The organism is Brevundimonas sp. EAKA (assembly GCF_000698025.1).
Taxonomy (GTDB): Bacteria; Pseudomonadota; Alphaproteobacteria; order Caulobacterales; family Caulobacteraceae; genus Brevundimonas; species Brevundimonas mediterranea_A.
On record NZ_JMQR01000245.1, the window covers coordinates 1 to 1,627 of the forward strand.

Consider the following 1,627-nt stretch of genomic DNA (forward strand, 5'->3'; position numbering starts at 1 on the left):
GCGGCGGCGCGGGGTGTGAAAAAGGGACGGAAACAGGCCCCCCTCGGGCGCCCGCCAGGCCTCGGACGTGGTCCAGTCGGCCAAGGGCGACGCCGAAACCTCGGGCGTCATCGTCCGCGACGCCGTCTCGGCCATGCAGGCGATCGAGGGGTCTTCGGCGCAGATCAACCAGATCATCGGCGTCATCGACGAGATCGCCTTCCAGACCAATCTGCTGGCCCTGAACGCCGGGGTCGAGGCGGCCCGAGCCGGCGAGGCCGGTCGCGGCTTTGCCGTGGTGGCGTCGGAAGTCCGCGCCCTGGCCCAGCGTTCGGCCGAGGCGGCGAAGGAGATCAAGACCCTGATCTCGGCCTCGACCCATCAGGTCGGTTCGGGCGTGAAACTGGTCGGTCAGACCGGCGAGGCCCTGCAACGGATCGTGGACCGGGTCGCCGAGATCGACGGCCTGGTGTCGGAGATCGCGGCCTCGGCCCAGGAGCAGGCCGTCGGCCTGGCCCAGGTCAATACGGCGGTGAACCAGATGGACCAGGTCACTCAGCAGAACGCTGCGATGGTCGAGCAGTCGACCGCCGCCAGCCATTCGCTGGCCCAGGAGGCCGAGACCCTGCAGGCCTCGGTGGCCCAGTTCAAGGTCGGCGAAACCGCGTCGGCCCTCGCCACCGCGCCCGCGCCCCGCGCGGCGTCGAGGCCCGGCGCCCCGGCTCCCGCCCGTTCGAACCATATGGTCGCCGCCCTGAAGACTCTCGGTCGCGGCGGCGCGGCGCTGAAGGTCGAGGCCGCACCCCAGGCCGCACCTGCTTCGGAGGGCTGGGAAGAATTCTAGGGCCGGAAGTGGAACGGGGGCTGGCGCCGCGGCGATGAACCGCCCAGCTATGGCCTCCTCACCAAAGCCCTGGCCGGATCCCTGGAATGACCCTCTCGATCTACGACGTCGCCTCGCCCATCCTCGTGCGCGGCCTGACCAACCTGTCCGGCTTTTTGGACAAGGCCTTGGCGGAGGGGTTTGACGAAGCCGCCCTGATCCAGGCCCGGCTTCACGAGGACATGCGCCCCCTGACCGCCCAGGTTCAGCTGGCGTCGGACTCGGCCAAGGGCGCCGTGGCGCGGCTGGCCGGCGTCGACAACCCGGCCATGGCGGATGACGAGACGAACTTCGCCGAACTGAAGGACCGGATCGCCCGCACCCTCGCCTTCATCGACAGCGTGGACCCCGCCGCCTTCGCCGGGGCCGAGACCCGGCCGGTGACGCTGAAGACGCCCAGCCGCGAGATGAATTTCGACGGCCTGGGCTATCTGACCAGCTTCGTCCTGCCGAACTTCCATTTCCACGTCACGACCGCCTACGCCATCCTGCGCAAGGAGGGCGTGCCGTTGAGCAAGATGGATTATCTGGGGCGGCTCAGCCTCATCTAGAATCCAGGGTTGCAATCTGGAGTGGGCGGGGCATTCTCCGACTGGTCATCTAGTGCGCTTGGGGAAGTGGAAGTGAAGCGAAGCGGCCCCACCCCAAAGATCGACCATTTGGTCGCCAGCGCCCTCTATGCGCCGGGTCTTTCGCTGGTCGCTTTTTTCGCCTGCGTGTTGCTGGTCTCTATTCCGCAGGCGAAAAAAGCGACCAGCGAAAGAC

1 protein-coding gene and 1 pseudogene are annotated in these 1,627 nt (G+C 67.9%); both read left to right on the forward strand.

Annotated elements, in window-relative coordinates; translation table 11 throughout:
* Window positions 1–43 precede the first annotated feature (43 nt).
* Window positions 44–823 (forward strand): annotated as a pseudogene (locus tag ER13_RS17245) (methyl-accepting chemotaxis protein); the annotation flags it as partial.
* A gap of 86 nt (window positions 824–909) precedes the next feature.
* Window positions 910–1,413, forward strand: a complete 504-nt coding sequence (locus tag ER13_RS17250) for a DUF1993 family protein (RefSeq protein ID WP_035311367.1) — start codon at window positions 910–912, stop codon at window positions 1,411–1,413.
* Window positions 1,414–1,627 lie beyond the last annotated feature (214 nt).

Excerpts from the sequence above, each read along its gene's own strand:
- ER13_RS17250 (WP_035311367.1), top strand. The coding sequence starts at position 910 with ATGACCCTCTCGATCTACGACGTCGCCTCGCCCATCCTCGTGCGCGGC.